21 protein-coding genes and 2 riboswitches are annotated in these 22,141 nt (G+C 64.1%); of the genes, 11 read left to right on the plus strand and 10 right to left on the minus strand.

The window, feature by feature from the left end; genetic code table 11:
• Positions 1–41: 41 nt before the first annotated feature.
• Both ACFUCV_RS09945 and ACFUCV_RS09950 read left to right on the plus strand, forming a co-directional pair.
• Positions 42–1,283 carry a histidine kinase gene (locus tag ACFUCV_RS09945; RefSeq protein ID WP_380815117.1) on the plus strand — a complete coding sequence of 414 codons (1,242 nt, stop codon included), beginning with the start codon at positions 42–44 and terminating at the stop codon, positions 1,281–1,283.
• Positions 1,280–1,942, plus strand: a complete 663-nt coding sequence (locus tag ACFUCV_RS09950) for a response regulator (protein ID WP_380815119.1) — start codon at positions 1,280–1,282, stop codon at positions 1,940–1,942. Before ACFUCV_RS09945 ends, ACFUCV_RS09950 begins: the two co-directional genes overlap by 4 nt.
• A 76-nt stretch (positions 1,943–2,018) precedes the next feature.
• Here ACFUCV_RS09950 and ACFUCV_RS09955 read toward each other — a convergent pair whose 3' ends face one another.
• The 4 genes from ACFUCV_RS09955 to dnaK all read right to left on the minus strand — a co-directional run bounded on the left by ACFUCV_RS09955 (position 2,019) and on the right by dnaK (position 6,141).
• Complete coding sequence (locus ACFUCV_RS09955; protein ID WP_380815121.1) at positions 2,019–2,468, minus strand: heat shock protein transcriptional repressor HspR; 450 nt, start codon at positions 2,466–2,468, stop codon at positions 2,019–2,021.
• A gap of 136 nt (positions 2,469–2,604) precedes the next feature.
• Positions 2,605–3,591, minus strand: coding sequence for a DnaJ C-terminal domain-containing protein (locus tag ACFUCV_RS09960; RefSeq protein WP_380815123.1), 987 nt, complete (start codon positions 3,589–3,591; stop codon positions 2,605–2,607).
• Positions 3,592–3,679: 88 nt separating this feature from the next.
• Positions 3,680–4,270: a nucleotide exchange factor GrpE gene (locus ACFUCV_RS09965; protein WP_380815125.1), complete on the minus strand. Its 591-nt coding sequence runs from the start codon at positions 4,268–4,270 to the stop codon at positions 3,680–3,682.
• Between the two features lie 2 nt (positions 4,271–4,272).
• Positions 4,273–6,141 (minus strand): molecular chaperone DnaK, encoded by a 1,869-nt coding sequence (dnaK, locus tag ACFUCV_RS09970; RefSeq protein WP_380815127.1) that lies wholly within the window; start codon positions 6,139–6,141, stop codon positions 4,273–4,275.
• Between the two features lie 250 nt (positions 6,142–6,391).
• Between dnaK and ACFUCV_RS09975 the strand changes: the two genes are divergently transcribed.
• Genes ACFUCV_RS09975 through ACFUCV_RS09985 form a run of 3 tightly spaced genes read left to right on the plus strand, consistent with a single transcriptional unit; the run spans position 6,392 to position 9,619 of the window.
• On the plus strand, positions 6,392–7,006 hold the full coding sequence (locus ACFUCV_RS09975) for a LysE family transporter (RefSeq protein WP_380815129.1): 615 nt from the start codon (positions 6,392–6,394) through the stop codon (positions 7,004–7,006).
• A gap of 26 nt (positions 7,007–7,032) precedes the next feature.
• Complete coding sequence (locus tag ACFUCV_RS09980) at positions 7,033–7,518, plus strand: low molecular weight protein-tyrosine-phosphatase (RefSeq protein WP_380815131.1); 486 nt, start codon at positions 7,033–7,035, stop codon at positions 7,516–7,518.
• A complete protein-coding gene (locus ACFUCV_RS09985) occupies positions 7,505–9,619 on the plus strand; it encodes a chorismate-binding protein (RefSeq protein WP_380815133.1) in 2,115 nt (704 codons plus the stop codon). The genes ACFUCV_RS09980 and ACFUCV_RS09985 overlap by 14 nt, the downstream gene beginning before the upstream one ends.
• Before the next feature lie 30 nt (positions 9,620–9,649).
• On the opposite strand, the gene cls is transcribed toward ACFUCV_RS09985, so the two are convergent.
• Entirely contained in the window at positions 9,650–11,104 is a 1,455-nt protein-coding gene (gene cls, locus ACFUCV_RS09990; RefSeq protein ID WP_380815135.1) for a cardiolipin synthase, read from the minus strand.
• Between the two features lie 139 nt (positions 11,105–11,243).
• Here cls and ACFUCV_RS09995 point away from each other — a divergent pair, with 139 nt between their 5' ends.
• The 4 genes from ACFUCV_RS09995 (at position 11,244) to ACFUCV_RS10010 (ending at position 14,479) form a co-directional block, all read left to right on the plus strand.
• Positions 11,244–12,137, plus strand: a complete 894-nt coding sequence (locus tag ACFUCV_RS09995; RefSeq protein ID WP_380815137.1) for an aminodeoxychorismate lyase — start codon at positions 11,244–11,246, stop codon at positions 12,135–12,137.
• Positions 12,138–12,331: 194 nt separating this feature from the next.
• Positions 12,332–12,453, plus strand: a riboswitch (SAM riboswitch).
• Between the two features lie 85 nt (positions 12,454–12,538).
• Positions 12,539–12,796, plus strand: coding sequence for a DUF1737 domain-containing protein (locus tag ACFUCV_RS10000; RefSeq protein ID WP_380815139.1), 258 nt, complete (start codon positions 12,539–12,541; stop codon positions 12,794–12,796).
• Entirely contained in the window at positions 12,793–13,185 is a 393-nt protein-coding gene (locus ACFUCV_RS10005) for a rhodanese-like domain-containing protein (protein ID WP_380815141.1), read from the plus strand. The genes ACFUCV_RS10000 and ACFUCV_RS10005 overlap by 4 nt, the downstream gene beginning before the upstream one ends.
• 82 nt (positions 13,186–13,267) lie before the next feature.
• Complete coding sequence (locus tag ACFUCV_RS10010; RefSeq protein ID WP_380815143.1) at positions 13,268–14,479, plus strand: O-succinylhomoserine sulfhydrylase; 1,212 nt, start codon at positions 13,268–13,270, stop codon at positions 14,477–14,479.
• 6 nt (positions 14,480–14,485) lie between these two features.
• Here the strand turns inward: ACFUCV_RS10010 and ACFUCV_RS10015 are convergent, their stop codons facing one another.
• From ACFUCV_RS10015 to ACFUCV_RS10035, 5 genes are all read right to left on the minus strand, one after another.
• On the minus strand, positions 14,486–14,953 hold the full coding sequence (locus ACFUCV_RS10015; RefSeq protein ID WP_380815145.1) for a hypothetical protein: 468 nt from the start codon (positions 14,951–14,953) through the stop codon (positions 14,486–14,488).
• Between the two features lie 56 nt (positions 14,954–15,009).
• The gene (locus ACFUCV_RS10020) at positions 15,010–16,542 is read right to left on the minus strand and encodes a UDP-N-acetylglucosamine 1-carboxyvinyltransferase (protein ID WP_380815146.1); all 1,533 of its coding nucleotides are present in this window, start codon (positions 16,540–16,542) and stop codon (positions 15,010–15,012) included.
• Positions 16,543–16,724: 182 nt separating this feature from the next.
• A complete protein-coding gene (locus ACFUCV_RS10025; protein WP_380815148.1) occupies positions 16,725–17,528 on the minus strand; it encodes an energy-coupling factor transporter transmembrane component T family protein in 804 nt (267 codons plus the stop codon).
• The gene (locus ACFUCV_RS10030) at positions 17,525–19,084 is read right to left on the minus strand and encodes an ABC transporter ATP-binding protein (RefSeq protein ID WP_380815150.1); all 1,560 of its coding nucleotides are present in this window, start codon (positions 19,082–19,084) and stop codon (positions 17,525–17,527) included. The genes ACFUCV_RS10025 and ACFUCV_RS10030 overlap by 4 nt, the downstream gene beginning before the upstream one ends.
• Positions 19,085–19,086: 2 nt before the next feature.
• Positions 19,087–19,728 (minus strand): ECF transporter S component, encoded by a 642-nt coding sequence (locus ACFUCV_RS10035; RefSeq protein ID WP_380815152.1) that lies wholly within the window; start codon positions 19,726–19,728, stop codon positions 19,087–19,089.
• A 46-nt stretch (positions 19,729–19,774) separates the two neighbouring features.
• A riboswitch (TPP riboswitch) is annotated at positions 19,775–19,892 on the minus strand.
• 339 nt (positions 19,893–20,231) lie between these two features.
• On the opposite strand from ACFUCV_RS10035, the gene ACFUCV_RS10040 reads away from it, so the two are divergent.
• On the plus strand, positions 20,232–21,068 hold the full coding sequence (locus ACFUCV_RS10040) for a DUF2382 domain-containing protein (RefSeq protein ID WP_380815154.1): 837 nt from the start codon (positions 20,232–20,234) through the stop codon (positions 21,066–21,068).
• 96 nt (positions 21,069–21,164) lie between these two features.
• Positions 21,165–21,794 carry a hypothetical protein gene (locus tag ACFUCV_RS10045; protein WP_380815156.1) on the plus strand — a complete coding sequence of 210 codons (630 nt, stop codon included), beginning with the start codon at positions 21,165–21,167 and terminating at the stop codon, positions 21,792–21,794.
• Positions 21,795–22,141 lie beyond the last annotated feature (347 nt).

A 22,141-nucleotide genomic window follows, 5' to 3' on the forward strand; every position in this document is an offset into this window, starting at 1 on the left:
GCCGGCGCTGTGCCGGTGCCTGCCCGTGATTGACTGGGAGCATGCCAGTGAAAGGAACGCGCACCGCTGCCGCTTCATGGCGGACAGCGGTCCCGCCAGTGTTGATTCTGGCCCTGGCCGCGGGTTACCTGGGCGCCGAGCTGCTGGTGGGCTTCCCTGAGCCCGTGGCGGCGCCCATTCCGGCCCCCGTGGCTGCGGCCCTCATCTTTTTGCAGGCGGTGGCGCTGCTTTTGCGCCAGCGCACCCCCACGGCAGCCTTTGCGCTGGTGGTGGTGCTGGACTGCATACTTTTGCAGCTGACCGGCGGCGAGCTGGGTGCCGGCGCCCTGGCGGTCATGATTGCCACATATTCCCTGCTTCGTGACGGCCAGTCCCGCACCCGCCACCAGGTCCTTGGGGCGGCAGCCCTGGCCACCCTGGTCATTGGTGGCACAGCCATGTGGACGGCGGGTTCATTTGCGCCGGCGGCGATCGTGGCCTTCGCCGTCGCACGCCCCCTCCTGCAATACGCGGTTCCGGCGGCCCTGGCGGAATTCTTCCTCTCCCGCGAAAAGCTGGTGACGGCGCTGCGGGACCGTGCAGATCTGGCAGCCCGTGAACGCGCGCACGAGGTTGAAAGGGAGCTGACGCAGGTGCGCACAGCCATGGCCCGCGAGTTGCACGACATTGCAGCACACCACCTCTCCGGGATCATCGTGGGCGCCCAGGCTGCCTCGGCCCTGATCACCACCGAGCCCGACCGCAGCCGCCAGCTGCTGCGCACCGTGCAGCAGGACGCCCGCACCACGCTTGCCGATCTGCGCCGCACCGTTGGCCTGTTGCGCAGCGACGAAGACCACGGGTCCGGGTCCCTTGCCCAGCCGCCGCCCCTGCCGGCCCTGAAGCGGGTTCCGGCGCTCGTACACAGCGCCCAGGGCCGTGGGCAGCTGGTGGACTTACGGGTGGACGGGGATCCCCGCCGGCTGGGTCCCCTGGCCGAGACCGCCGGCTACCGCATGGTTCAGGAGTCGCTGGCCAATGCCGCACGGCATGCGCCCGGAGCCGTCAGCGACGTTCATATCCAGTACCTGCCCGCCCTGGTCCGCATCACTGTCCACAATGGGGCGGCACAGGCTGCAAGGGCTGCACCGGCAGCGGCCCCCACGGACAGCGGCTACGGCATTTCCGGCATGCAGGAACGCGCCGATTTGGTCGGCGGACAGCTGAGCACTGCACGCCTCAGCGGCGGCGGATGGCGCAACGTGTTGGAAATTCCCCTCGAAAATGACAGGAACACACAGTGATCAAGCTGCTGATTGCCGACGACCAGGCCATTGTCAGGGCCGGCCTGGCAGTCATTGCCGGGGCGGAAGCCGACATCAATGTTGTGGGTGAGGCCAGCGATGGCGTCGAGGCCCTGTGGATGACCCGCGAGCTGAGGCCCGACGTGGTCTGCATGGACATCCGCATGCCCAACATGGACGGCATCCAAGCCACCCGAAGGATCACCGCCGATCCCGCCCTGAACACCGAGGTGCTGGTGGTCACCACCTTTGACATTGACGAGGACGTGTTTGCCGCCCTCGAGGCTGGAGCAGCCGGTTTCCTGCTCAAGGGTGCGGAGGAAGAGGCCCTGCTGGGCGCCATCCGCTCCGTGGCGGCCGGCGGAGGAACCCTTGACCAGGCCATCACCCGACGGGTGCTGCGCCGGTTTGCGAACCGGAAACCGGGGCCCGGGAGCCGGCAGGATGCCCCGGCGCACAACCTCACGGCCCGGGAGCTTGACGTGCTGGTCCTGCTGGCGGAAGGTTTGACGAACGCCGAAATTGGCAGGAGGTTGTTTATTGAATCAACCACCGTGAAATACCACTTGGCCGGCCTGCTGCAGAAAATTGCTGCCAAGGACCGCCTGCAGGCAGTGCTCTGGGGGATCCGGGCAGGCTTGGTGGATCCCTTCGCCTAGCCGCGGCGCCGCTGCCGCCGGGCCTGGGGGCTGGCACGGCTGCAGCGCGGACCGGTGGTGGATCAACCGCGCCGGTCTACTCCCGGGGGCGCTGCGGCCGCCACACCATGACGGCCTGGCTGCGGGGGCGGGGCCGTTGGCCACGGGCCAAGGCCACAATGTCGCCGCCGGTCAGCCCGGCGGCGAAAACACGGCCGTGGCTGCGCATGGGGTGTGAGGCCATGTGGGCGGAAACCGCTTCCAACTCCCCGGCCAGCTCCCTGACCTTGGCGCGCAGGGCGTCGACCTGGTTTTCCAACTCCATGATCCGCCGAATGCCTTCCAGCGACACGCCCTCCTGGGAGAGCCGTTGCACTTCACGGAGCATCTCAATGTCATGTTGGGAATAGCGCCTGGCACGTCCCGGCGCGCGGCTGGGCTGGACAATGCCAAGCCTGTCATACTGCCGCAACGTCTGGGGGTGCATTTCAGCGAGCTCGGCTGCCACGGAAATCACAAAAATCGGTGCGTGCGGATCGTTGATCATGGCGGCTTCCCTCCTTGTGGCCCTGCCCGACGGCGCCGGTGGTACGAATGGTGCAAACAACCCGGTTTGGCGTCCGCGCCTGCCGGGATTTGCCAAGGCATCCTCCGACAGGCGCACTGGCGGCCTTCCACCTTCGTTAAAGCTTGGCTTTGTCCTTCAGCGCCCCGCGGGGATCGCCATCGGCTGTGGCGGCAGCAAAGGCACGCACAGCCTCCTCGGCTTCCTTGTTGAGCTTTTGGGGAACTGCCACATCAATGGTGACGAGCAGATCGCCGTCGCCCTTTTTGGTCCTGACCCCCGCGCCCTTGACGCGCAAGGTGCGGCCCGGAGGCGTTCCGGCCGGGACACGCACCCGCACTGTATCCCCGGTAAGCGTGGGCACGCTGATGTCCGCGCCGAGCGCTGCCTCCGGGAACGTCACAGGCACGTGCACGCGGATGTTGTCCCCGTCCCGGACAAAGAAGTCGTGGGGCTTGACCTTGACGGTGACCATCAGGTCCCCGGCTCCGGCGGACCCGGGGTGGCCCTTGCCCTTGACCCGCACTTTTTGCCCGTCCTTGATGCCGGCCGGAATCCGCACGTCAATGACCTCGCCATTGGGCTCGCGCAGACCAATTTTGGTGCCTTTGATGGCACCGCCAAAGGAAATGGAGGTGCTTGCCGTGCGGTCGGCCCCCTTGGTGGGGGTGGGTTGAAAACCGCCCCCGCCAAAACCGCCCCCGCCGAAGCCACCGCCAAACAGGTCGGCAAATTCCGGGGGCAGGCCCGATCCGCCGAATCCCGGATTGCCGCGTGGGGCAGTGCGTCCGCCGCCAAAGAGGTCCCCGAAGACGTCTTCAAAACCACCCGCGCCCTGGCCGGCGCCGCCGGCCGTGAAACGTGCACCGCCACCCATGGCACGAATGGCGTCGTACTGCTCGCGGTCCTCCTTGCTCGAAAGCACTGAATACGCTTCGGAGACGTCCTTGAAAGTCTTTTCCGACGCAGCATCACCGGAGTTGGTATCCGGGTGGTGCTTGCGGGCCAATTTTCGGTAGGCCTTCTTAATGTCGGCATCCGATGCATCTTTGGATACCCCAAGAATCTTGTAGAAGTCCTTTTCCGCCCAGTCCTGACTTGCCAAGACGCCTCCTTTCCAAAAGTTGTGGGAACTGCGCGCCCTCCCGGCCCGGATCCGCTGGTGCGCATCCAGCCCGGGAGGGCGTCATTGTTTATTCGGGTACTGCGACGATGACCTGTGCGGCGCGCAAAATACGCTCGCCGCTCTTGTAGCCGTTGCGGAGCACCTGGCTGACGGTGTCGATTTCCACCTCGGCCGAAGGCTGCTGAATCAACGCCTCATGCACTGTGGGATCAAAGGCGACCCCGGTGGTGTCAATCTTTTCCAAGCCGTAGGTGGCCAATGCGGTCTCCAGCTTGGTGGCAATGGCCGCAAACGGTCCATCGGCAATATCACCATGCAGGCGGCCGGCGTCAATGTCATCAAGCACGGGCAAAAGCGAGTTCAGCACCCCAATGACAGCCATTTGTCCGGCAACGGCCCGGTCACGCTCCACGCGCTTGCGGTAGTTGACGTACTCGGCCTGAAGACGCAGCAGGTCATTTTTCAACTCGATGGCCACGTCCGCCTCGCTGCCTTGGGCCACGGATTCCTCGGCAGGAACCTCAACACCGTTGAGGATCTCCTCCGCCTGGGAAAGCGCATCACCTTCAGCAGCTTCCGCCGCATCCCCCGCGGGGGCCTGGGACGGCTCCACGGGCTCCTCGGGCTCGTCCGCTGCCGGATTCACTGAGTCAGCCATGGCTACTTCTTTTCGTCTTCGTCAACAACCTCGGCGTCGACGATGTCCTCGTCAGCGCCAGCCTCGGAGGCCGGGGCACCTTCGGAAGGCTCTCCGGCGTCGGCCGTGGCGGCGTCCGCCTGGGCGGCGGCGTAAATGGCCTCACCCAGTGAGGACTGTGACGCCTGCAGCTTCTCAAACGCGGTCTTTACGGCTGCGTCGTCGTCGCCGGCCAGGGCGGTCTTCAAGGCGGTGACATCCTCCTTGACGGGGTTTTTGACCTCGTCGGAGAGCTTGTCGTCATTGTCGGCCAGGACCTTGTCCACCGAGTAGTGCAGCTGCTCGGCGGAGTTGCGCAGATCGGCTGCCTCGCGGCGTTCCTTGTCCTCGGCTGCATGCTCCTCGGCTTCGCGGACCATGCGCTCAATGTCGTCCTTGGACAATGAGGAGCCGCCGGTGATGGTCATGGACTGCTCCACGCCGGTGCCCTTGTCCTTGGCGGAGACGTGGACGATGCCGTTGGCGTCAATGTCGAAGGTGACCTCAACCTGGGGCACGCCGCGGGGAGCCGGGGCAATGCCGGTGAGCTCAAAGGTGCCCAACGGCTTGTTGTCGCGGGTGAACTGGCGCTCGCCCTGGAAGACCTGGATGGCCACCGAGGGCTGGTTGTCATCAGCGGTGGTGAAGGTCTCCGAACGCTTGGTGGGGATGGCCGTGTTGCGCTCGATCAAGTTGGTCATCACACCGCCCTTGGTTTCAATGCCCAGGGACAGGGGGGTGACGTCAATGAGCAAAACGTCCTTGCGCTCACCCTTCAACACGCCTGCCTGCAGTGCGGCACCAACGGCCACGACCTCATCCGGGTTGACGCCCTTGTTGGGTTCCTTGCCGCCGGCCAGTTCCTTGACCAGTTCGGTCACGGCCGGCATGCGGGTGGAACCACCCACGAGCACAATGTGGTCAATGTCGGAAACCTTGATGCCGGCTTCCTTGATGACGTCATTGAACGGCTTCTTGGTGCGCTCCAGCAGGTCCTTGGTCAGGTCCTGGAACTTGGCGCGGGTCAACTGCTCATCCAAGTGGACGGGACCGTCGGCGGTCACGGAGAGGTACTGCAGGGAAATGTTGGTGGAGGTCGAGGAGGAAAGTTCCTTCTTGGCCTGCTCAGCCGATTCCTTCAGACGCTGCAGGGCGATCTTGTCCTTGGACAGGTCGATGCCCTTGACCTTGAGCTGGTTCAGCAGGAAGTCCACAACGCGCTGGTCCCAGTCGTCGCCGCCAAGGCGGTTGTCACCGTGGGTGGCGCGGACCTGGATGGTGGAGAACTCGTCCTCGTCCTTGCCCACTTCCAGCAGGGATACGTCGAAGGTTCCGCCACCGAGGTCGAAGACCAGAATGAGTTCGTCTTCCTTGCCCTTTTCCAGGCCGTAGGCCAAAGCAGCCGCGGTGGGCTCGTTGACGATGCGCAGCACGTTCAGGCCCGCGATCTCGCCGGCCTCCTTCGTGGCCTGGCGCTCGGCGTCGTTGAAGTAGGCCGGGACGGTGATGACGGCGTCGGTGACCTTTTCGCCCAGGTACGCTTCGGCGTCGTTCTTAAGCTTCATCAAGGTGCGGGCGGAGATTTCCTGCGCCGTGTACTTCTTGTCGTCAATGGCGACGTTCCAGTCGGTGCCCATGTGGCGCTTGACGGAGGCAATGGTCCGGTCAATGTTGTTGACGGCCTGGCGCTTGGCAATTTCGCCAACCAGGACCTCGCCGGTCTTGGAGAAGGCAACAACTGAAGGGGTGGTGCGGCCGCCTTCAGCGTTGGCGATGACTGTGGGCTCGCCACCTTCCAAAACGGAGATGACGGAGTTGGTGGTTCCGAGGTCAATACCTACGGCACGTGACATAAGTGGTTCCTTTCATGAGCCGCTGTCTGAACTTCCGTCTGCTGACGGCTCGCCCAATCAGCGGTATTGAGCGTTCTGCACTCAACTTTACTCAGGCTCGGCATCATGTCAAATGAAGTTGAGCGTACCCGGCTCAACTTTCGCGCTGGGCGAACGTCCCGGGCAGGTCAGGGGGACTTCCGGCCCGACGGAGCCGCCCACCGGGCAGGAAGGCCGCTGCGGCGCCAAGCGGCAACGGTAGGCTGGATGGGTGCAATTCTCCCTTTGGCTGGCCCTGGTGGGCACCGGCGTCATGATCAGCGTCACCCCGGGCGCAGGCGCCATCAACACCATGTCCAACGCCCTCACCGCGGGATTTCGACGTTCCATGTGGGGCATTTTGGGCCAGCAGCTGGCGCTGGTCATCCACATCATCATCGTGGCGGCGGGCGTGGGCCTTGTGGTCGCCAATTCGCCGCTGCTTTTTATGTTCATCCGCTACACGGGCGCGGCCTATCTGGTGTACCTGGGCGTGCGGAAGATCTTGGCCCCGCCGGAACCCTTCGACGCCGGCAGCCCCCTTCCCGAGCGGGGCCTGTCCATGCTTCGGCGTGGGGCGTGGGTGAACCTGCTCAATCCCAAGGCCATAGTCTTCTTCCTGGCGGTCATCCCGCAGTTCATCCGTCCCGGGGAGCCCCTCTGGCAGCAATATTTGGTGTTGACGGCCACGATCGTGGCCATTGACATTGTCATCATGTGGTTTCTTTTTGCCGCCGGTGCCAAGCAGCTCAAACACCTCACCAACAGCGAACGCGGCCAGGTGCTGCTCAACCGGATTTTTGGCAGCCTGTTCATTGCCGTGGGCGTTTTGCTGGCGCTGCTGTGAGGCGCGCCCGCGGATAGACTTGCGCCATGACCACCCCCTTTAGGATCACCACCGTCTGCACCGGCAACATTTGCCGCTCCCCCATGGCCGAGTTCATGGTGGCCCAGGCGGCACAGCAGGCGGGGGTTGATGTGGTGGTGGACTCCGCCGGGATCAGCGCGTGGGAAGTGGGCAATCCCATTGATCCGCGTGCCCGCGGCGTCCTGGCCCGCCACGGCATAGCGGTCTCCAACCACACCGCCCGTCAATTTGACCCGGCATGGTTTGCCGAACGCGAGCTGATCCTGGCGTTGGACACCGACCACTTCCATGCCCTGCAGGCCTTGGCCCCCACCCCTGAAGCTGCCGGCAAGGTGCGGATGCTGCGCTCCTTTGACCCGGAGGTTTCGGGTGCCGGGATGCAACAGCAGGGCATTTATGATCCCTGGTACGGCGATGACAAGGACTTTGATGCCAGCTGGCAGCTCATTGCCGCCGCCATTCCAGGAATCCTGGCGCATGCCCGTGGCTAGGCAGCGCCCGGTGCTCATTGCCATTGATGGCCGCTCCGGCGCCGGGAAAACCACCTTGGCCGTGGAACTGGCAGCTTTGCTGCGCACGCACCGCCCCGTCTCCTTGTTTCACCTTGAGGACGTGTACCCCGGCTGGGACGGTCTGGCCGGAGGTGTGGAACGCTACATTGAAACCGTGCTGGCCCCGCTCAGCCAGGGCCGCCCAGCCACATGGACGCAGTGGGACTGGGCCGGCCAGCACGACGGCGCCGCCCGCACCACCGCAGTTGCCCCGGTGGTGGTGTTGGAAGGTGTTGGTTCATCCCATGGCCGGGCAGCGGAATTCCTGGACGCCGTCATTTGGGTTGATGCACCCAGCCAGGCACGCAGGCAGCGTGCGCTGGAGCGTGACGGTGAAATGTATGCACCCTTTTGGGAGTTGTGGGCAGGGCAGGAGGAGCAGTTGTTGGCCGGGTCCGGGCTGCCCACCTTTGCTGACATTGTGGTCGATGCCACCGCCGGCGTGGCCAACGCCCCCGGACCGGTGCTCGATGCCTTGACGCAGCTGCCGGCCCTGGAACATCTCCTGGCTCCGGAACTGGCGCGGCGGCGCGGCCTGGAGTTTTCGGCCCTGCGCATTAATGCGGCCCCGCCGGCCGCCGAACTTTTTCAGGCCCTGTATGGAGCCTCGGAAAACGCGGTGTGGTTGGACAGTTCACTGGCGGAGGTTTCCGGAGTTGATTCCTGGGGGGATGCCGCGGCTGACCGCTCCCGTTTCTCCATCATGGCCGATCCCGCCGGGTGCTTTGGCCAAATCGCGCAGCACACCCGAGGCTTGACCACCGTGACGGCCGGAGACGTCACCACACGCATCCGGGGGCCTTTTTTTCGCTGGTTGGATTCCGTGTGGGGCCGCAGGGCCGTGCGTGCGCCGCAGCATTACCCGGGCGATTTCACGCTCGGCTGGCTGGGCTGGTTGGGGTATGGGCTGAAGGCTGAAACCGGGGGCGACAGCGACCGTCAGGATTGGCACCGTGCGGAAAATTCCACCCCCCGTGCGGGGACCCTTGCCGATGCTGCGTTGATTTTCGCCGGCCAGGCGGTGGTGCTGGATCATCAGGAAAATTGCCTGTATGCCCTGACCTTGACGGATGCACACCACCCTGGAACCATCGCGGAGGCCACCGCATTTGAACAGGCGGTCCGCTCCGCGGCGGAAGGTGTTCATGCGGCCGGCCCCATTACGGAACAGCGGCCCTTCCGCGCCCCGGAGTTCACGGTCCGTGACGGCGAGCGCCGTTACAAGGAGATGATTGCCGCCGCCCAGGCGCAAATCCACGACGGCAACAGCTACGAGGTCTGCCTCACCACTGCCCTGGAGGCCCACAGCAGCCACCGCATTGATCCGTGGCACAGCTACCGGGCATTGCGCGTGGACAACCCGGCCCCCTTTGCCGCTTTTGTGCGCTTTGGCTCCACGAGCGTGGCGAGCACCTCCCCGGAGAGGTTTTTGCGCATCGATGCCGCCGGGCTGATGCGGGCCGAACCCATCAAGGGCACCCGCCGCCGCGACGGGGATCCGGCAGTGGATGCTGCGCTCAAGGCCGATTTAGCCGGCTCCTTGAAGGACCGGGCGGAAAACATCATGATTGTGGATTTGCTGCGCAATGACCTCTCGCGATTCGCCCTTGCCCATACCCTGCAGGTCCCGCGGCTGTGTGCCATTGAAAGCTACGCCACCGTGCATCAGCTGGTCAGCACCATTGAGGCGCAACTGGCGCCGGGCAGTTCCCGGGCACAGGCAGTCGCCGCGGCATTTCCGGCCGGCTCCATGACGGGGGCACCGAAAATCAGCACCATGGCCATTTTGACTGCCCTGGAATCCGGCCCGCGCGGCATCTACTCCGGTGCCATCGGGTATTTCTCACTCAATGCCGCAACGGATCTGTCGGTGGTGATCCGCACGCTGCTCTGCCAGGACACCCCCGACGGCGGCACGGACCTTTCCCTGGGCATCGGCGGTGCCATCACGGCTGATTCCAATGACGAGGCCGAATGGCAGGAAATCCAAGCCAAGGCCCACGGGGTCCTTTCCACCCTGGGTGCAGACTTTCCGGGTTGATGCAGCCGCACCTGCGCGCAGGTGCGCGAATTATTGAATGGTGGCCGTCAAGCGCGCCACATTGTCAACGTAACGGGCCATAATGGGGCGGTTCACCCACTCCTCGAGCAGCAGTTCCCGCGAAACGGCACGGTAGTCGTCCTCCACCTGGCGCATGCGCTGAACCACGCCGTCGTCAATCATCATGACGGTGACCTCCAAGTTCAGGGAGAAGCTGCGCATGTCCATGTTTGAGGAGCCGATGATGGCCACCTCGGAATCAACGGTGATGTGTTTGGCGTGCAGCACAGCGGGCTTGGGGTACAAATAAATGCGCACCCCGGCTTTCAAAAGCGCCTCGTAGTAGGAGCGTTGGGCGTGGTGCACCAGGAACTGGTCCCCCTGTTCGGACACAAAGAGCTCCACGTTCACCCCGCGTTGGGCCGCAGTGGTGATGGCATACAGCAGGGAGTCATCCGGCACAAAGTACGGGCTGGAGATGGTGATGCGGTCTTCGGCCGAATACAGCAAGGTATTGAACAGCCGCAGGTTGTTTTCCGTGACAAAGCCGGGCCCGCTGGGGATCACCTGGCACAGCGAACCGCCGGAAAAGGAATCCCAGTGGTAGCTTGCCAGCTGGGATTCAAGGGTTTCCTCGGTTTCGGAGGACCAGTCAGTGGCGAACATGACGTTCAAGGTCCCCACGATGGGACCTTCAAGCCGCGACATGAGTTCCACCCACTTGCGGCCCACCTTGCGATTGCCCTTCCTGCGGTATGACGGTTCAATGACATTTTGTGAGCCGGTAAATCCCACCCGGCCATCCACCACCAGGATCTTGCGGTGGTTGCGCAGGTCCGGCCGGCGCCACTGGCCCTTCACAGGCAACAGCGGCAACATCCGGCGCCATTCAATGCCACTGGATTTGAGCCGTTTGATCATGTGGCGGTAGCCCGGCACGCGCAGGGAGCCAATGTGGTCAAAAAGCACGCGCACCCGCACCCCACGCGCAGCGGCGGCCTCCAATGCGGAGAACAATTTCTCGGTGGAACCGTCGGTGCTCATGATGTAAAACTCGGCATTGACGTATTCCTTCGCCTGGCCCACCGCATCGGCCATGGCGTCCAGCGACTCCTGATAGCCGGGAAGCAACTGCACGGAATTGCCGCCCAGTGCAGGGAAGAAACCCAGGTTCTGGTTAAGCTGCATCACCGATTTCACCCAGGTGGGCCCCTCGTAGCTCTGCACCTGGGAGGCAATGTCAGCGGTGCCCTCCACCACGCGGGCGTTGACCGCCTGCTGCGTTTCCCGGCGGCGTCGGGAGAGGCGGAAGTTGCCGAACATGAGGAACAAAACCAGCCCAACATACGGCAGGAAGAATATGCACAGCAGCCAGGCCATGGCCGTGGTGGGGCGGCGGTTTCCGGGGATGATGCCCAGCACCACTATGCGGATTGCCAAATCCAGAAGCAAAATAAGCGCCGAGAGCCAAAAACTTGTGTCCACAGGCAAACTGAAGATTGTCGAAATCACGCATGTTCTCCTGTTAATCCGGCCATTTCCCTCATGGTGACATTACCCTAGGCGGCCTCGGCTCCGTGCCGGGCCCTGCCCTGGCTCCCGGCCCCGGCGCTAAGCTCAAGGCATGACAACACTGGTTTTTCTGGACCCCCAGCATCCCGCCGGACGTCTGGCCGACCCTGCAGCACCCGCCATCATGGCCACGGACCAGGGCCTCACGCGCGGCGACGGGATTTTTGAATCGCTCCTGGCCGTCAAGGGCGCCCCGCGGAAGCTCGGAGCGCATTTGGCACGCCTGGCGGCGTCGGCGGAGCTCATGGATCTCACCATCCCGGACGCCGGGGCGTGGCAGGCAGCCATCCTCCATGCCCTTGCCGCCACACCGGAGTCCCAGGATCGCCAGTGCACGGTGCGGCTCACCGCCACCCGCGGACCCGAGGGCGCCCATCGGGCCACCGCGTGGGTGGCCGTCAGCACGGTGTCCCCGGCCTTGGCGGCCCAGCGGGAAAAGGGCCTGGACGTAATGCTTTTGGAACGCGGTTATGACAGTGACATTGCCGCCCGTGCCCCCTGGCTGCTGCTGGGCGCCAAAACCCTCTCCTACGCGGTGAACATGGCAGCCCTGCGGCACGCGCACAGTGAAGGCGCCGACGACGTGATTTTCACCAGCCGTGACGGATTGGTCCTGGAAGGCCCCACCTCCTCGGTGCTGCTGGCCCACATTTCCGACGATTCCGGCGACCCTGTCAAACGGCTCATCACCCCCCACCTGGACACCGGGATACTGCCCGGCACCACCCAGGGCGCACTTTTTGCCGCGGCGCGGGACGCCGGCTGGGAACTGGGGTACGGCCCGGTGACGCCAGAGGATCTGCTCGACGCCGACGCCGCCTGGCTCATTTCCAGCATTCGCCTGCTCGCCCCCATCAACACCATTGACGGGCACAGTGTTGGGACGGCCGGGATCCGGCAGGTGTTGACCGCGGAACTGTCAGCGCTGCTGGCACAAACCCTTTAGCGGGCAGTGGCAAAACACGGCGGCATGGCCCACGCGGGCCTCACGGCCCCAAACCCTGCGGGGGAGGTGGTTTGCGGGGTGGGCGCATATTGACGTGCATGCTTTGCCGTGGCCACCATTGCCCTGATGTAACCTGGCGCTATAAAAGCGTCCCAGCTGCCGTCACGGCGGGCGGTTGTGTTACTTTCAAGGTGAGTAACGAGTGCCAGCGCCAAGCCCTGACTTGCTGGCCGGCAACCCTCTTTCCGGCGGGGTGCCTCAGGTGAATACTCGGCAAACCCAGCTACCCGTGGCTGACCGTTTGCAAGCGTGATCCACCCTGCGACGCGAGAGCACATCAAGGCCCGCGCCTCGGCACCAATTCCCGCTTGCTGCGTGCCAGCTGCACTTGAGGAGTCACCATGTCCGCGGACGAATCCCCCCTAAGTTACAGGCTCATCACCGGCCCCGATGACAGGTCCTTTTGCGAGCGCATCTCCGCCGCCCTGGCGCAGGGATATGTGCTGCACGGCAGCCCGGCCGTGACGGGCAATGCCGGCCAGGTCATCTGCGCCCAGGCAGTTGTTCTACCCCACGCCATTGCCCTTGCCGATGCCGCCGTGACCTCGGCCGTGGATGGCCTTGAATCTGCGCACGACGCCGGCGGGGAAACCGCGTGAGCCGCGCAGGGGATCTCAGCCCCCAGGCCGCGTGGGAACTGCTGGATGCTGACAGCGTGCTCCTTGATGTGCGCACGAGTGGGGAATGGCAGCACATTGGCGTCCCCGACCTCTCCAGCCGCACGGCCGATGTGGTGTTCATTGAATGGAATACCGGTGACGGGAGCACCAATGCGGACTTTCTGCGGCAGCTGACGGAGGCGGTTCCAGTGGAGAAAAAACTGTTGGTGCTGTGCCGCTCGGGGGTTCGCTCCCTGGCCGCGGCCCAGCTCGCCAGCGACGCCGGTTACACCGCCTACAACATCCTGGAGGGTTTTGAAGGCGTGCAGGATGGCTATGGCGACCGTGTGGTCAATGGTTGGAAAAACCGCGGCCTGCCCTGGAAATAAGTCCCCGCACGCCCCAGCCCAGCGGCCGCGGGCCGACGGCGGATCCACCCATGATGGGCCCCAAACGGATAAGGAATCTTTAGTGAGCAACTTCAATGCACAAGCCGCCACGTGGGCACAGGATACCCAAGCCGTGCGTGGCGGCTTGGACCGCAGCAACTTCCAGGAAACCTCGGAGGCCTTGTTTCTGAACTCCGGATTTGTCTACGAATCCGCCGAAGCCGCCGAAGCCGCCTTCACCGGCGAAGTGGACCGCTTTGTCTACTCACGTTACGGCAACCCCACGGTCGCCGGCTTCCAGGAACGTCTGCGTCTGCTGGAGGGCAAGGAGGCGTGCTTTGCCACGGCGTCGGGCATGTCGGCCGTGTTCACCGCCCTGGGCGCCTTGCTGGGCGCCGGGGACAGGGTGGTGGCGGCCCGCTCGCTGTTCGGCTCGTGTTTTGTAATCCTCAATGAACTGCTGCCGCGGTGGGGGGTGGAGACCGTGTTTGTGGATGGTCCCGATCTGGCGCAGTGGCGGCAGGCCCTGTCAGTTCCCACCACAGCCGTGTTTTTTGAATCACCGTCCAACCCCATGCAGGAAATCATTGATGTGCAGGCTGTCTGCGATTTGGCACACGCCGCCGGAGCGCAGGTGGTGGCCGACAACGTTTTTGCCACGCCGCTGTTGCAGCGTTGCGGAGACTTTGGCGCGGACATCATTGTCTATTCGGGCACCAAACACATTGACGGCCAGGGCCGGGTGCTGGGCGGGGCCATCCTGGGCAGCAGGGAATTCATTGACGGGCCCGTCAAGAACCTCATGCGCCACACGGGGCCCTCGTTGTCGGCGTTTAATGCCTGGGTGCTTTTGAAGGGTCTGGAGACCATGAACCTGCGGGTCGGCCACTCCTGCCGGAATGCCTTGGCACTGGGTGAATTCCTGCAGGCCCAGCCGCAGGTGTCAAAGGTGCTTTATCCCTATTTGCCCTCGCATCCGCAGCACCAGCTGGCCAAAAAGCAAATGAAGGCAGGGGGGACGGTGCTGACCTTTGAACTGGCTGAACCTGCCTCCGGCACCCGCAAGGATGCTGCCTTTGCCCTGTTGAACGCCTTGGAAATCATTGACATTTCCAACAATTTGGGCGACGCCAAATCCCTCATCACGCACCCGGCCACCACCACGCACCGGGCCATGGGTCCGGAGGGCCGGGCCAGCATTGGCCTCAGCGACGGTTTTTTGCGCCTTTCGGTGGGTCTGGAGGATTTGGCGGATCTGCAGGGCGATCTGGCTCAGGCGCTGGCGACCCTGTAACTTCCGTCAGCGTGGCGCGAGCGCCGCCAGCCACTGCTCCAGCAATGCCTTGTCGGCAGCGTTGATGACCACTGCCGGATCATCAATGGCGGGGCCTGTCACCAGGGCCAGGGCCTCCGGCGGGAAAACAGCCATCCATTTTCCAGCCTCGGACGGCTTCCCGGCCGTGGCCATGGCAGCGACGCCTGCGGCATCGCAGAGAAAGGCGTCGCTGCCGCCGGCACAGGAGTCTATGATGCCCACTTTTCCAGCGATCAGAGCACGGACTTCCTGCGGCTGCATCAGGGTCCGGGTGGGCCCCACACTGAACTGCACCACCGTCTTGGGGGGCCGCTTGGCCCGGCGGGCGGGGAGGTGCAGCACTTCAACGAGCAGCTCCCCCAGCACCAGCGGCACCAAAGGCCGGCCGTCCCCGGCGGAAGGGCCGGCAGCTGCAGTGTCAGGGGCCGTTGCGCGGCGAGACCAGGGGGACATGTCCCCCAGCCTACCCACCGGCCGGCGGACCGGCGTCGTCCAGGGAACCGCGCAGCTCAGTCCTGAAAGTACTCAATTTCAGCACCAACGGTGTTCAGCCGCTCGGCAAGGTCCTCATAGCCGCGTTCAATGACGTAGATGTTGCGCAATTCGGAGGTGCCCTTGGCGGCCAGCATGGCCAGCAAAATGCAGGCGGCCGGGCGCAGCGCCGGAGGGCAGCCAATTTCAGCCGCACGCCATGCGGTGGGGCCGGTGATGTCAATGCGGTGCGGGTCCAGCAGCCGCACCCCGGCGCCCAGGCGGTTCAGTTCGGTCAGGTAGATGGCCCGGTTCTCGTACACCCAATCATGGATCAAGGTGGTGCCCTGGGCGCAGGAGGCAATCACGGCAAAGAACGGCAGGTTGTCAATGTTCAGGCCGGGGAACGGCATGGGATGGATTTTGTCCGGGGCCGCCTTCAGGGTGGACGGCAGCGTGGTGATGTCCACCAGCCGGGTCTTGCCGTTGCGGGCGAAGTATTCGGCGGACTTGCGGTACATGAAGCCCATCTGCTCCAGAACCTTCAGTTCAATCTCCATGAACTCAATGGGCACCCGGGTCACGGTGACCTCGGACTGCGTCACTATCCCTGCAGTAATCAGGCTCATGGCCTCGATGGGGTCCTCGGAAGGGGCATACTCTATGTCGACGTCGATGCGCGGCTTGCCCTTGATGGTCAGTGTGGTGGAACCCACCCCCTCCACCTTGATGCCGAGTCCCTGCAAATAAAAACACAGATCCTGCACCATGTAATTGGGGCTGGCGTTGCGAATCACGGTGGTGCCTTCGCGGTGCGCGGCGGCCATGATGGCGTTTTCCGTCACGGTGTCACCGCGCTCGGTGAGCACGAAGGTCCGGTCTTCAGCATCGCTTCGGGGGGCCTGCACCTGGTAAAAGCCGTCATGGGCGTTGACATTGAGCCCAAACTCCCGCAGTGCCTGCATGTGCGGCTCCACCGTGCGGGTGCCCAGGTCACAGCCGCCGGCGTAGGGGATGCGGTAGGGGTCCGCCTCATCCAGCAGCGGGCCCAACAGCATAATGACGCTGCGGGTGCGCTTGGCCGCGGCAATGTCCATGGCGGCCAGATTCAGCACAGCCGGACGGCGGATCTGCAGGTCGTTGTCTTCGAGCCAGGTGCATTCCACCCCAATGGAGGTGAGCAGCTCCACAATGCGGTTGACCTCTTCAATGCGGGCCAGGCGGCGCAGGATGGTGGTGCCGCGGTTCAACAAACTCGCACACAGCAAAGCCACTCCGGCGTTTTTGCTGCTGTTGACTTCCACACGTCCGGACAGTTGGCGGCCGCCATGGACCCGCAGGTGAGTGACGGTGTTTTTGGCTGTGGCGCCCACACTAAATAAATTGGCCTCCAGCAGGGACTCCATGCGCTGGATCATTTTCAGGCTCAAATTTTGCTTGCCCTGTTCCATCCGCGCCACGGCGCTTTGACTGGTGCCCAGATGCCCTGCCAATTCGCCCTGGGTCCACCCCTTGCCATTGCGGGCATCCCGCACCAGATTGCCGACGGTTTCTGCAGCCACTTGAGTCATAACTTAATTTATATCATGGGATGCATATTTAAAGCACTTTTTGTGATCTTTTTGGCATCCCGGCCCGAAATGTGGCCGCAATAACCATTCGGTGCGATAAACGTCAACTGACAGTCATGGGAAAAAATTCCCTGTCTCCTGGTCCTTCCCTCCACGTTACCCGCTGGGTTGGCTGCGGGGGATCAACCAAGCCTCCACACCGGGTTCCATGTTCCCAGCATCACGGCGGCCCCCACCGAGGCCGCGGCCAGCAGCACGCCGGCCGCCACCACCGTGGCGTCCACCTGGGAATAGGTGGATTCCCGCGCCCAACTGCGCTCCCCGGCGCCGAATCCCTTGGCTTCCATGGTCACCGCCAGCCTCGACGCCCGCCGGACGGCTTGGACCAGCAGAGCCATGGCCTGCCCCAACTGCGCCTTCAATCCACTGAACAAGCCAGGTTCGGCCCCCACGCCGCGGGCCCGCCGGGCCATGCCCAGGGTTTGCCATTCAGCTATCAGCAGACCCACCAGCCGCATGGCGGCCAAGGCGCCCAGCACGAAGCGGTGCGGCAGGCGCAGCTTTTGCGCCAGGGCGTCGGCCAGGTCAGTGGGGTCGGTGGAAGCCAAGACCATAATCCCCGGCAGGGCGATCGCAACCCCGCGCAGGCCAATGGCCAGGCCCGCCTGCAGCGAGTCGCTGCTCATAATGACAGGCCCCCAGGAGAGGAGCAGCTCTCCTGTCTTGGGTGCCAGCAAGGCAGTTCCCCAGGCACCTGTCACGGCCGCCACCAGGATGGGCCAGCCGCGCACGGCCAACATGCGGATGCTCAAACCGGCCAGCGGAAGCAGGGCGCATTCCAAAGCCAAGGCCACCAGCGCCGACACCCAGTCGACGCTGAGCAGCAAGACCACTGTGACGGCCATGCCGGCAGCCAATTTTGCCAAGGGATTGGCGCGGGCCAACCAGGCCGTTGACCGGGGTGTGGCAATTATGTCCACGCTCATTTGCGCGCCCCCTGCCCCGCGGCGGCGCACACAGCGCCGGCGTCCGCTGCAGCGGGTCCGCCAATGATCAACTGCTTCCCGCCCAGGACGGCGCTGAAGGCCGCATCGTGGGTCACTGACACCACGGCCGTCCCGGCATCCAGGAGTTCATTGACCAAGGAGGCCAGCTCCGCCCAGGTGTTGGCGTCCTGCCCAAAGGTGGGCTCGTCCAGGACCAGCACCTGCGGTTTGGCCGCCAACACCGTGGCCACCGACAATCTCCGCTTCTCACCACCAGAGAGCGTGAAGGGGTTGGCATCTGCAACATGCTCCAAACGCAGCCGTGCCAGCAGTTCATCAGCCATGCCGCTGCCACGGCCCAGCAGCTTGGGCCCAAACAACAGCTCCTCCCGCACACTGTGGGTCACAAACTGATGCTCCGGTTCCTGAAAAACAGTGCCGATCCTGCTGATCAGCTCCTGTCCGCGCCAGGCCAGCGGCACCGCCCCGGCCCCCCGGGCCAACTCCGGCAGCGCCTCCAACCGGCCCCCCGCCGGCGGCAAAAGCCCGGCCAGCGTCAAAGCCAGCGTGGACTTTCCGGCCCCATTGGGACCTGTGACGCTCAAAGCCTGTCCGGCCAGCACCTGCACCGCAGGAACGACGGCGACGGGTACCGCCGGCTGCCTCTTCCGTCCCTTGGTGCGGGAGACCGCCAAACTTTCCGCTGCCAACAGCAGCTGCCTGCCGGCGTCGTCCCTTGCCGCGGCACGGGGCACGGTGGTGGGCACGTAGCCCGGCACCCAGATCCCGGCAGCGGCCAATTGCGTGCGGCTTTGGGCCATCACGGCGGCCGGGGGGCCATCGAACAAGACCCCGCCAGGCTCCCCCAGCCGCGTCGGCGCCAGCACCACCACCCTGTCCACCACATCCAGCCACACGTGCACGCGGTGCTCCACCACCACCAAGGTGGCCCCGCTTTCATCCAAGCTGCGGCGCACGGCATCACGGACTTCCACCACCCCGGCGGGATCGAGGTTGGCGGTGGGTTCATCAAGCAGGAGCAATCCCGGGCGCATGGCCAAAATCCCGGCCAGACCCAGGCGCTGCTTTTGGCCGCCGGACAATGCGGAGCTGGGGTGATCCAGCGGCAGTGCAAGTCCTACGGCTTCCAGGGCAGCGGGCACCCGCCGCCAAATTTCCGCACGCGGCACCGCCAGATTCTCGGCCCCAAACGCCACGTCGTCGCCAATGCGCGAGAGCACCACCTGCGTGTCCGGATCTTGTTGCATAAGCCCGGCCACCCCGCGGCAATGAGCTGCGGGACGGCCGTCAATGAGCAGCCTTCCCTGTTCATCAGCCTCTTCGTCATTGCCCAGGACCCCTGCCAGGGCATGCAAAAGCGTGGACTTGCCAGCTCCGGAAGGCCCCAGCAGCAACACCCGCTCTCCGGGTGCAATGTCCAAATCCAGGCCCTGCACGGCGGGCGTGGCGCGGCCCGAATGCTGCCACCCCCATCCTTGGGCACTGACGCCGGCGGGGGCGCCGATGACATGGGCACCCCCGGAGAGTTTCTTCATCTCTACACGGCCCGCTCGGTGGCGGCGCCGCGCGAGGGCAAATTGGCCAGCGCCCCCGTCCGCGCCAGGCCGCGCACTGCCAGCCAGGAACCCAGGCCGGCAATCAAGGCCCCGGAAATCATCGCCAGGACCAAGTAGATGGCCTTCCAATCGGCCGCCCATTCCACGTTGTACACAAAATTGTCATTGAGCCCCAGCCCCAGGCCCGCGAGCGCCCCAGCCACCAGGGCCACAAGCAAGGTGAACCGGCGGTAGCGGAACAGGGCCAGGCCCAATTCCGCACCCAAGCCTTGAACCAGGCCCGAAAGCAGCACGGTGAAACCGAAATGGGTGCCCAGCAGCCCCTCCACGGATGCTGCGATCAGTTCGCAGTACAGCGCGGCTCCGGGCTTGCGGATCACCAATCCGCCCAGCACTCCGGCAATAAGCCAGCCGCCGCCGTACAGGGCGGAGATGGGCGGGAAGGCGACGGTGGCGGCGCTGATAAGTCCGTAACCGACCGACCACAGCCAGAAAATCACCCCCACCGCCACGCCCAGCACCGAGACAATGACGATGTCAACGACCCGCCACGATTTTTTGGCCCGTGATGCCTTGAGTTGGTCTTGCTGCGGAGCAGTTTCACCTGCATATGACTTGGCCATGGTTCCTCCTTTTCAGGAGGGGCGGCAGCAGCGGACTTTCCGCGCAGCCGAAGAGAACTCGACTCCCTTCGCCGGTACTAACCGGAGCAGGTTCGAGGGTCTGCGGTGAACCGCACTCTCAGCGCCGCTACCCAGGCCGGGTGGACGCTCCCCTGTCGTGTTTGAATTGCGGCTTTAGCATACCCCGCGCACGGGCCCAAGCCAATGCACGATGACGACGGCGGACTTCCCCAGCGAAATAAAGCGGGGCTTATATCCAAAACTCATGCGGCCCATTTAGCTCCGCTCGGCTTATTTCCGGATGCTTCCCTTGATTTATGAATCCAAGGAGTGTTCCATGGGTTTTGGGCGAGGTTTTTGGCTGTGACCCCTCTTTGGCCGGCTTCGGCAGAAGCTGCCACAAGCCAGGAATCCAGGGACCATTTGGTTCCGAAACCGCTTCAACGGCCCCGCCCGGTTAAGCAAGATGGAAGCCTTATCAAGAGTACGAGAAGGAGAACATCATGATTCACACCGATAACCTGTCCGCCCTGGTATCCGGCGGCGGCAATGTGTTGGACAGCGATGGAGGAAAGATCGGCTCCATTGGCCAGATTTATTTTGACGACCGAACCTCGGAGCCGAGCTGGGTGACTGTCAAGACAGGTCTTTTTGGGACTTCCGAGTCCTTTGCACCCCTGGCGGATGCCACCCAGCAGGGCGACGACATTGTCATTCCCTACACCAAGGACAAGGTCAAGGACGCCCCCCGCGTAGCACCCGACGGTCATTTGGAAGTGGACGAACAGGACCAGCTTTACAGCTACTACGGGCTCTCCTCCGGCTTTGATCAGGGCTTTGAGGATGACACCACGGGGCGCGGCAACTTTGCGGACACCTCAAGCAACGACACCTCCACGAACCAGGCCTACGATGCCGGCACGGCGCAGGGCACGGTGGGGCATGACACCTCCGGTCCCACCACTGATGATGCCATGACCCGTTCAGAGGAGCAGCTGCATGTGGGCACGCAACGGCAGGAAGCCGGACGGGCACGCCTGCGCAAGTTCGTGGTCACTGAAAATGTCACCACCACGGTTCCGGTGCAGCATGAGGAGGTCCGCCTGGAACGCGAGCCCATCACCGAAGCCAATGCCGGTGATGCCCTGAGCGGCCCGGCCCTGAGCGAAGAGGAACATGAGGTGATCCTCCATGAGGAACGCCCCGTGGTGGACAAGGAAACCGTGCCGGTGGAGCGTGTCCGTCTGGACACGGAAACTGTTGTTGACGACCAGACCGTCAGCGAAGACGTCCGCAAGGAACAAATCGAACTTGACGAGGACGGCCGCACCACCCGCTAGAACCACTCCCACCACTTGGGGGAACGGTGCCAGCTGGGGAACGTCAAGAACTCCCCTGCAGCCAAGGCGCCTTCCCCCAAGGGCAAAGGACACATTATGGATGAGAACAGCGTTTCCGGGGCCAGCACCTCCAAGGGTCTTCGCAATGAGGTCGTCGCCGCCGAAAAGGAACGCTTTGGTGGCATTAAATGGGGCTCGGCGTTTTTTGGTTGGCTCACTGCCATTGGCATGACAGTGCTTTTGTCCGCGCTGGCCACCGCCATTGGCCTGGGCCTGGGCGCGGCCAACAACACCAGCACCCAGGATGCCGTTGACCAGGCCACAGAGAACGCCGACACCTTGGGAATCGCTGGCGCAGTGGCCTTGGCTGTCATTCTCCTGCTGGCCTACTACTGCGGTGGATATGTGGCTGGCCGCATGGCCCGTTTTGATGGTGTCAAACAAGGTTTGGCCGTCTGGCTGTGGGGGTTGGTCATTGCCATTGTGGTGGCCATTCTCGCCGCGGTTGCAGGGAATGAATTCAATGTCCTCAGCAACTTGGGCGGGGCGCCACAAATACCCGTCGATGGCAGCCTGCTGACGGCCAGCGGCATCATTGGCTTGGCCATTGCTGTTCTTGTCCCCCTTCTGGGAGCCATTCTGGGGGGCAAGGCCGGCATGCGTTTCCACCGCAAGGTCGACCAGGAAGGCGTCAACCACCGAAGGGGGATTGTTTCCCCAGGCTGATCCCGCCCGCGGAACTGCCTGTCTTTGATGGCCGGAATCGCTGGCCCCTGCCGCGCAGGGGCCAGCGCAGGGCCGAGGTCCATGTGCCTGCTTTTGATTTTGCCTCTCCCCGCCCGCCGGCGGGCGTGCAGGGCGGCGGCACCGCCCGCTGACCGCAGACGGTTCCCGGCGCGTTCGGCCCCCGGGCCCCCCAGCTGGATACGTCCAGGACGCTCCGGTCGTGGGGAGGCGGTGGCCGGGGCAAGCCGCTAGCCCGGAGATTTCATGGGGGTGGGGCTGTGGCGGCGTGTTAAAGAGATGAAAGGGTGCTCTTTGCTGGGAAAATAGAGGTGTCTAAGCCATATTTT

Origin of the sequence: Specibacter sp. NPDC057265 (assembly GCF_042668835.1) — a bacterium.
GTDB lineage: Bacteria > Actinomycetota > Actinomycetes > Actinomycetales > Micrococcaceae > Specibacter.

Excerpts from the sequence above, each read along its gene's own strand:
- ACFUCV_RS09945 (WP_380815117.1), top strand. The coding sequence starts at position 42 with ATGCCAGTGAAAGGAACGCGCACCGCTGCCGCTTCATGGCGGACAGCG.
- ACFUCV_RS09955 (WP_380815121.1), bottom strand. The coding sequence starts at position 2,468 with ATGATCAACGATCCGCACGCACCGATTTTTGTGATTTCCGTGGCAGCC.
- ACFUCV_RS09965 (WP_380815125.1), bottom strand. The coding sequence starts at position 4,270 with ATGGCTGACTCAGTGAATCCGGCAGCGGACGAGCCCGAGGAGCCCGTG.
- dnaK (WP_380815127.1), bottom strand. The coding sequence starts at position 6,141 with ATGTCACGTGCCGTAGGTATTGACCTCGGAACCACCAACTCCGTCATC.
- ACFUCV_RS09980 (WP_380815131.1), top strand. The coding sequence starts at position 7,033 with ATGACCACCCCCTTTAGGATCACCACCGTCTGCACCGGCAACATTTGC.
- ACFUCV_RS09985 (WP_380815133.1), top strand. The coding sequence starts at position 7,505 with ATGCCCGTGGCTAGGCAGCGCCCGGTGCTCATTGCCATTGATGGCCGC.
- ACFUCV_RS09995 (WP_380815137.1), top strand. The coding sequence starts at position 11,244 with ATGACAACACTGGTTTTTCTGGACCCCCAGCATCCCGCCGGACGTCTG.
- ACFUCV_RS10000 (WP_380815139.1), top strand. The coding sequence starts at position 12,539 with ATGTCCGCGGACGAATCCCCCCTAAGTTACAGGCTCATCACCGGCCCC.
- ACFUCV_RS10015 (WP_380815145.1), bottom strand. The coding sequence starts at position 14,953 with ATGTCCCCCTGGTCTCGCCGCGCAACGGCCCCTGACACTGCAGCTGCC.
- ACFUCV_RS10020 (WP_380815146.1), bottom strand. The coding sequence starts at position 16,542 with ATGACTCAAGTGGCTGCAGAAACCGTCGGCAATCTGGTGCGGGATGCC.
- ACFUCV_RS10025 (WP_380815148.1), bottom strand. The coding sequence starts at position 17,528 with ATGAGCGTGGACATAATTGCCACACCCCGGTCAACGGCCTGGTTGGCC.
- ACFUCV_RS10030 (WP_380815150.1), bottom strand. The coding sequence starts at position 19,084 with ATGAAGAAACTCTCCGGGGGTGCCCATGTCATCGGCGCCCCCGCCGGC.
- ACFUCV_RS10035 (WP_380815152.1), bottom strand. The coding sequence starts at position 19,728 with ATGGCCAAGTCATATGCAGGTGAAACTGCTCCGCAGCAAGACCAACTC.
- ACFUCV_RS10040 (WP_380815154.1), top strand. The coding sequence starts at position 20,232 with ATGATTCACACCGATAACCTGTCCGCCCTGGTATCCGGCGGCGGCAAT.
- ACFUCV_RS10045 (WP_380815156.1), top strand. The coding sequence starts at position 21,165 with ATGGATGAGAACAGCGTTTCCGGGGCCAGCACCTCCAAGGGTCTTCGC.